Origin of the sequence: Dactylosporangium sucinum (genome assembly GCF_014647515.1) — a bacterium.
Taxonomy (GTDB): Bacteria; Actinomycetota; Actinomycetes; order Mycobacteriales; family Micromonosporaceae; genus Dactylosporangium; species Dactylosporangium sucinum.
Window position 1 is genome coordinate 1 of record NZ_BMPI01000144.1, and the last position, 8,265, is coordinate 8,265.

Here is an 8,265-nt window from a genome sequence, read left to right on the forward strand (position 1 = left end):
CCTGGGTATTGGGTGCGGCAGGCGCGGGACGCGGTGCGGTTCGCCGACGACGTTCAGCGGCTCGTCGACGAGGGTGTCGGGCTGTTCGTGGACGTCAGCCCCGACGGGGTGCTGACCTCGATGATCGCCGCGACCGCGCCGGACGCCACCGTCGTGCCGACGTTGCGGGCCGGGCATCTGGTGCACACGGCGGCGGAGTTGTTCACCGCCGGGGTCGAGCTCGACTGGGCCGCGGTCCTCGGCGCGGGGGCGGCCGTCGAGCTGCCGACCTATGCGTTCCAGCACGAGCGGTACTGGCCGGTGCTGCTGCCGCCGCCGGCCGCCAACCGGGAGGCCGACGGGCCGTTCTGGGATCTCGTCGAGCGCGGTGACGCCGCCGAGTTCGCGGACACGCTCGACGTCGACGAGTCCGCCACGGCCGATGAGATCCTGCCCGCCCTCGCGCGGTGGCGCGGGCGGGAACAGGCGGCCGGCTGGCGGTACGAGGTCCGCTGGGAGCCCTTCAGCCCGGTGTCGGCGGTCACCGGCCGGTGGAGCGTCCTGACCGGGCCGGGCGTGCCGGCGGGGCTCGCCGAGACCGTCGCGGCCGGGCTGGCCGCGCGCGGCGCCGAGGTCACCCTCGACACGGACCTGCCGGCCGCCGCGGAGCACGTGCTCTCACTGCTCACCTGCGCCCCCGGCTCACCGGAGGCGTTCGACGCCACTGTGCGGCTCGTGCAGGCATGTGCCGAGCGGGGGCCGACCGGGCGACTGTGGTGCGTCACCCAGGGCCTCGACGCCGATCCGTGGACCTCGCAGATCTGGGGCCTCGGGCGGGTCGCGGCGCTGGAGTACCCGGCGCTCTGGGGCGGCCTGATCGACCTGCCGCCCGCCGTCGACGACGAGATCCTCGAGGACAAGACCCTCGACCAGCTGGCCGCGGTGCTGGCCGACGGCACCGAGGACCAGGTCGCCGTCCGCGCCGTCGGCGCTCGCGCGGCCCGGCTGACCCGGATGCGGCCGACGGCCGCGGCCCGGCACCGCCCGTCGCGGGGCACCGTCCTCGTGACCGGCGCGAGCGGCGCGCTCGGCGAGCGGGTCGCCCGCTGGGTCGCGAACGACGGCGCCGAGCGGGTCGTGCTCGCGTCCCGCCAGGGCGACGGCGCCGCCAACGCCGGGCGGCTAGCCGCCGAGCTCGCCGCCGCCGGTGCCGAGGCCGTGTTCGCCCGGTGCGACATCGCCGACCCCGAGCAGGTCCGCGCCCTCGTCGACCTCGCCGGTGACGGCCTCAGCGCCGTGTTCCACCTCGCCGGGGTGGGGGAGCAGACTCCCATCGCCGGCGCCGACCCGCGTGACTGGGCCGGCCCGATGGCCGCCAAGGTGACCGGCGCCCGGCTGCTCGACCGGGTCCTCGGCGACCGGCCCCTGGACGCCTTCGTGCTGTTCTCCTCGATCGCCGGGGTGTGGGGCAGTGGCGGGCAGGCCGCGTACGCCGCCGCCAATGCCTTCCTCGACGGCCTCGCCGCGGACCGCCGGCGGCGCGGACTCGCCGGCACCGCCATCGCCTGGGGACCCTGGCAGAGCGGCGGGATGGCCGGCGGAGCGACCGGCGAGTATCTCGCCAAGCGGGGCCTGCGGTCCCTCGACCCCACCGCCGCGCTGGCCGCGCTCGGCGACCTGCTGGACCGGGACGTGACCACCGCCGTGGTGGCCGACGTCGACTGGGCCGTCTTCGCGCCCGCGTTCACACTCGGCCGGCCCGCGCCCATCCTCACCGCCGTCCCCGAGGCCGCCGCCGCCCTGCGCGCCGCGGCCGGGCCGGGACCCGCGGAGGGCGACGGCGGGCTGGCCGCGAAGCTCGCCGGGCTCGACGAGGCCGGGCGGCGGCAGGCGCTGCTGGAGCTCGTCCGCGGCCGGGCCGCCGCCGTGCTCGGCCACGCCTCCGCCGGCGCCGTCCCGGCGGAGCAGGCGTTCAGCGAGCTGGGCTTCGACTCGCTGACCGCCATCGAGCTGCGCAACGGGCTGGCCCGGGCGACCGGGCTGTCGCTGCCGGCGACCGCGGTGTTCGACCACCCGAACCCGGCCGCGCTGGCCGAGTTCCTGCACGGCCGCATCGGTGGCGGCACCCGCCGGCAGGTCGTCGTGCAGTCGGCCGCCGTCGCCGACGAGCCGATGGCGATCGTGGGCATGGCCTGCCGGTACCCCGGCGGCGTCAGCACCCCCGATGAGCTCTGGACGCTGGTCGCGGACGGTGTCGACGGCATCGGGCCGGTCCCGCCCGACCGCGGCTGGGAGAGCTGGTTCACCGGCGGCGGGCACCCCGAGGGCGGGTTCGTCGCCGGCGCCACCGAGTTCGACGCCGCGTTCTTCGGCATCAGCCCGCGCGAGGCCCTGGCCATGGACCCGCAGCAGCGGCTCGTCCTCGAGGCGTCGTGGGAGGCGCTGGAGCGCGCCGGTCTCGACCCGGCGGCCCTGCGCGGCGAGCCGATCGGCGTTTTCGCCGGTGCCAGCAGCCCCGACTACGCCGCCCTGGCCGGCGCCAACCCGGAGGCGATGGCCGGCTACGTGGCCACCGGCATGGCCGGCAGCGTCCTGTCCGGGCGCGTCTCCTACGTCCTAGGGCTCACCGGGCCCGCGCTGACCGTCGACACCGCCTGCTCGTCCTCGCTCGTGGCGCTGCACCTGGCCGCGCAGGCGCTGCGCAACGGCGAATGCACCCTAGCCCTGGCCGGCGGGGTCACGGTGATGGCGACCCCGGCCGCGTTCGCCGAGTTCGCCCGGCAGGGCGGCCTGGCCGGCGACGGGCGCTGCAAGTCGTTCGCGGGCGCCGCGGACGGTACCACCTGGGGCGAGGGCGTCGGCATGCTCGTCGTCGAGCGGCTCTCCGACGCGCGCCGCAACGGCCACCGCGTGTGGGGCCTGGTGCGCGGCTCGGCGGTGAACCAGGACGGCGCCTCCAACGGCCTGACGGCGCCGAACGGCCCGTCGCAGGAACGGGTCATTCTGCAGGCGCTGGCCAACGCCGGTCTGTCGCCGTCCGAGGTGGACGTCGTCGAGGGCCACGGTACCGGTACCCGGCTCGGCGACCCGATCGAGGCGCAGGCGCTGCTCGCGACCTACGGGCAGGACCGGCAGGAGCCGCTGTGGCTCGGGTCGGTGAAGTCGAACATCGGCCACACCCAGGCCGCGGCCGGCGTCGCCGGGGTCATCAAGATGGTCCTCGCCATGCGCCACGCCACGATGCCGGCGACCCTGCACGTCGACGAGCCGTCGCCGGAGGTGGACTGGTCGGCCGGGAACGTGGCGCTGCTGACCGAGCCCCGGGCGTGGCCGAACGGCCGTCCCCGCCGGGCCGGGGTCTCCTCGTTCGGCATCAGCGGTACCAATGCGCACGTCATCATCGAGGAGGGCGACCCGGCCCCCGGCCCGGCGGACCCCGCGGCCGACGCGCCGACGGCCTGGATCGTCTCGGCCAAGTCGCCCCGGGCCCTGCGGGCACAGGCCGCACGGCTGGCCGACTGGGCCGAGCGGCACCCGGAGCACGGGATCAACGACACGGCGATCGCGCTGGCGACCCGGCGTTCCCGCTTCTCGCACCGGGCCGCGGTCACCGGCTCGGACGTCGCGCAGCTGGTCGCCGGCCTGCGGGACCTGGCGGTGACGGGCCACGGCGCGTCCGGCCCGGTCGCGGTGCTGTTCTCCGGGCAGGGCTCGCAGCGGGTCGGGATGGGCTCGGAGCTGTACGGCGCCCTGCCCGTCTACACGGCCACCCTGGACGAGATCCGGTCCTATGTGGACGTCGACCTGGGTGAGCGGATCGACGAGACGCAGTTCGCGCAGATCGGGCTGTTCGCCGTGCAGGTGGCCGTCTACCGGCAGTTGGAAGCCTGGGGTCTGCGGCCGCAGTGGCTGGGCGGGCACTCGATCGGTGAGTTGACGGCCGCGTATCTGGCCGGTGTCTGGGACCTTGAGGGCGCGTGCAGGATCGTGGCGGCTCGGGGCCGGCTGATGGCGTCCGCTCCGGCCGGTGGGTTGATGGCGTCGGTCGTGGCGTCGGAGGAGGAGATCCGGCCGTACCTCGTTGAGGGGCGGGTCGGTCTGGCGGCGGTGAACGGGCCGACGTCGGTGGTGGTGTCCGGTGACGCCGATGCCGTGACCGCGCTCATCGAGGGACGCAAGGCCAAGCTGCTGAAGGTCTCCCACGCGTTCCACAGCCACCACCTCGACGGGATCCTCGACGAGTTCCGTGCGGTGGTGGCGAGCGTCCCGGCGAACCAGCCGGTGATCGACGTGCTGGGTGACGTCACCGACCCGGAGTACTGGGTGCGGCAGGCCCGCGACGCGGTGCGCTTCGGCGAGACCGTGCGGCGGTTCACCGGCGAGGGCGTCAACGTGTTCGTCGACGTGAGCCCGGACGGGACGATGACGTCGATGGTCGCGGCCAACGCCGCCGAGGCGACGGTCGTGCCGACCCTGCGGCCCGGGAACCGGCTGATGAGCGCCGCGGGCGGCCTGCACGCGGCCGGCGTCGAGGTCGACTGGGCCGCGGTGCTGGGTGCCGAGCGGACCCCGGTGGAGCTGCCGACGTACGCGTTCGACCACGAGCGGTTCTGGTTCGAGGCCAAGCCGGTCGCGGACACCTCCGCGGGCCGGCGGTACGAGGTCCGCTGGGAGCCGGTCGAGCCGGCCGCACCGGCCGGCGCACTGACCGGCCGCTGGAGCGTCGTCACGGGGCCGTGGGTGCCGGACGGGCTCGCCGAGCTGGTCGCGGCCGGGCTGGCCGCACGCGGCGCCCAGGTCACTGTCGACCGGGAACGGCCGGCGAGCTGGGACGGTCACGTCATCTCGCTGCTCGGCTGCGCCGACGGTCCGGACAGCCCCGGCCTGGCCGCCAACGCCCGCCTCGTGCGGGCCGCCGCCGAGCATGGGCTGACCGGCCGGCTGTGGTGCGCGACCCAGGGCCTGGACGCCGACCCGTGGACCGCGCGGACCTGGGGCCTCGGCCGGGTCGCCGCGCTGGAGCACCCCGCGCTGTGGGGCGGCCTGGTCGACCTGCCGCCCACGGTGGACGACACCGCCCTCGACCGTCTCGCCGCCGTCCTGGCCGGCGGCGAGGACCAGGTCATGATCGGGCCGGACACCACCCGCGCCGCCCGCCTCACCCGGGCCACCGAGGCGCCGGACACCAAGGAATGGACGCCGGGCGGCACGGTCCTGGTCACCGGGGCCAGCGGCGCGATCGGCGCACGCGTCGCCCGCTGGGCCGCCGAACGCGGCGCCACCCGCCTGATCCTCGCCTCCCGCCAGGGCCCCGACGCCGCCGGCGCCGACCGGCTCGCCGCGGACCTCGCCGCGGCCGGCGCCGAAGCCGTCTTCGCCCGCTGCGACATGGCCGACCCGGTCCAGGTCCGCGCGCTGGTGGAGACCGCCGGCGCCGGCCTCACCGCGGTCTTCCACGCCGCCGGCGTGGCCACCGTCGAACCGCTCGCCGAGACCGACCCGGCGACGTGGCCCTCGGCGATGGCCGCCAAGGTGACCGGCGCCTGGGCGCTCGACCGGGCCCTCGGCGACCGGCCCCTCGATGCGTTCGTGGTGTTCTCCTCGATCGCCGGGGTGTGGGGCAGCGGCGGGCAGGCCGCCTACGCCGCCGCCAACGCGTTCCTCGACGGGCTCGCCGCCGACCGGCGCCGCCGCGGCCTCGCCGCCACCGCCATCGCCTGGGGCCCGTGGGCCGGCGGGGGCATGGCCGACGGGCCGGCCGGGGACTATCTGGCCCGCCGGGGCCTGGCCGCGCTCGACCCGGGCCTCGCGCTCGCCGAGCTCGGCCGCGCCCTCGACGAGGACCGGACCGCCGTCACCGTCGCGGACGTCGACTGGTCGGTGTTCGCCCCGGCCTACACGCTGGGCCGGCCGGCGCCGCTGCTCGCCGCCGTCCCCGAGGCCGCCGCCGCGGTCCGGGCCGCGACCGGGGAAGCGCCGGCGACCGCGGAGGGGCCGTCGCTCGCCGACCGGCTCGCCGGGCTCGACGCCGCCGAGCAGCGCCGGCGCCTGCTCGACATCGTCCGGGGCCGGGTCGCCGCCGTCCTCGGCCACGCCTCGGCCGACGGGGTGCCGGCCGACCAGCCGTTCAGCGACCTCGGCTTCGACTCGCTGACCGCGCTGGAGCTGCGCAACGCCCTCGGCCGGGAGACCGGGCTGGCGCTGCCGGCGACCCTCGTCTTCGACTACCCCGACCCGGCCGCCGTCGCCGCGCACCTGCACACCGCCGTCATGCCGCCGGAGCGCTCGCCGCGCGAGCTCGCCCTCGACGGCCTCGACCGGCTGGAGGCGGCGCTGGCCGCGCTCGCGGGCGACGACGCCGCCCGCGGCCTGGTCGTCACCCGGCTCCAGGCACTGCTCGCCGGCCCGTCCAACGGCCACGGGGCCGTGCCCGGCTCCGTCCCGGCGGCCGGCGCGCCGCCCGCCGGCGCGGCCGAGCACCTCGCGGCCGCCAGCACCAGCGAGATCTTCGACTTCATCGACAAGCAACTGGGCCGCTCGAAGTAGCGGGGAGGGCGGGTACGGCGTGGCAACGGAAGCAGAGCTGGTCGACTACCTCAAGTGGGTCACGGCGGATCTCGCCGAGACCCGGCGGCGGGTGGCCGAGCTGGAGTCCGGCCGGCCCGAGCCGGTCGCGATCGTCGGCATGAGCTGCCGGTACCCCGGCGGCGTCGGCACCCCCGACGAGCTGTGGGAGCTGGTCGCGGACGGCCGGGAGGGCCTCTCGCCGCTGCCCGCCGACCGCGGCTGGGAGGCCATGGGCCTGCTCGTGCCCGAACTGCTCGGCGACGCCCGGCCGCAGGGCGGCTTCGTCGCCGACGCCGCCGGGTTCGACGCCGCGTTCTTCGGCATCAGCCCCCGCGAGGCGACCGCCATGGACCCCCAGCAGCGGCTGCTGCTGGAGGCCGCGTGGGAGGCCGTCGAGCGGGCCGGCATCGACCCGGCGCAGCTGCGCGGCGAGCCGGTCGGCGTGTTCGCCGGCGCCAGCGCCCCCGACTACACCGCCCTGGCCGGCGCCAACCCGGAGGCGATGGCCGGCTACGTCTCCACCGGCGTGTCCGGCAGCGTCCTGTCCGGCCGGATCGCCTACGTCCTCGGCCTCACCGGCCCGGCGGTCACCGTCGACACCGCCTGCTCCTCATCGCTGGTCGCGCTGCACCTCGCCGCGAACGCGCTGCGCGCCGGGGAGTGCAGCCTGGCCCTCGCGGGCGGGGTGGTCGTGATGGCCTCGCCGGTCGCGTTCAACGAGTTCGCCCGCCAGGACGGCCTCGCCGGTGACGGGCGCTGCAAGTCCTACGCGGCGGCGGCCGACGGTACCGGCTGGGGCGAGGGCGTCGGGATGCTCGTCGTCGAGCGGCTGTCCGACGCGCGCCGCAACGGCCACCGCGTCCTCGCCGTGGTCCGCGGCAGCGCCGTCAACCAGGACGGCGCCTCCAACGGCCTGACCGCCCCCAACGGGCCCTCGCAGGAGCGGGTCATCCTGCAGGCGCTCACCAACGCGGGGCTCACCCCGGCCGAGGTCGACGTCGTCGAGGGCCACGGCACCGGCACCCGGCTGGGCGACCCGATCGAGGCCCGCGCCCTGCTCGCCACCTACGGCGTGCACCGGACCGAGCCGCTGTGGCTCGGCTCGGTCAAGTCGAACCTCGGCCACACCCAGGCCGCGGCCGGCGTCGCCGGCATCATCAAGATGATCCAGGCGATGCGCCACCGGACCATGCCGCGGACGCTGCACGTCGACGCGCCGTCGCCGCACGTGGACTGGACCGCCGGGCGGGTCGAGCTGCTGACGCGGGCCCGCCCGTGGCCGGCGTCCGGGGACCGGCCCCGCCGCGCCGGGGTGTCGTCGTTCGGCATCAGCGGCACCAACGCCCACGTGATCCTCGAGGAGGGCGACCCAGTCCCGGCCGCCGAGCCCGCCGCGCCGGCGGAGACCGCCTGGATCGTGTCGGCCCGCACCGAACGCGCCCTGCTCGCCCAGGCGGCCCGGCTCGCCGACTGGGCCGAGCAAGCCGATGACGCCGCCGGCGACATCGCCGCCGCCCTGGCCACGAAGCGTTCCCGGTTCCCGTACCGCGCCGTGGCCACCGGCTCGGACCGGGCCCAGCTCGTCGCCGGGCTGCGCTCGGTGATCCCCGGGCCGGCGGCTGCCGCCGCCCCGAAGGTCGTGATGCTGTTCCCGGGCCAGGGTTGGCAGCGTGCCGGCCTGGGTGCGGAGCTGCTGGCGTCGTCGCCGGTGTTCGCGGC

Annotated in this window: 1 protein-coding gene and 1 pseudogene; both read left to right on the forward strand. The window is 77.0% G+C overall.

Annotated features, from left to right (window positions below; all coding sequences use genetic code 11):
- Positions 1-12: 12 nt before the first annotated feature.
- A complete protein-coding gene (locus IEZ31_RS55145) occupies positions 13-6,525 on the forward strand; it encodes a type I polyketide synthase (protein ID WP_190258190.1) in 6,513 nt (2,170 codons plus the stop codon).
- Between the two features lie 19 nt (positions 6,526-6,544).
- Positions 6,545-8,265 (forward strand): annotated as a pseudogene (locus IEZ31_RS55150) (type I polyketide synthase); the annotation flags it as partial.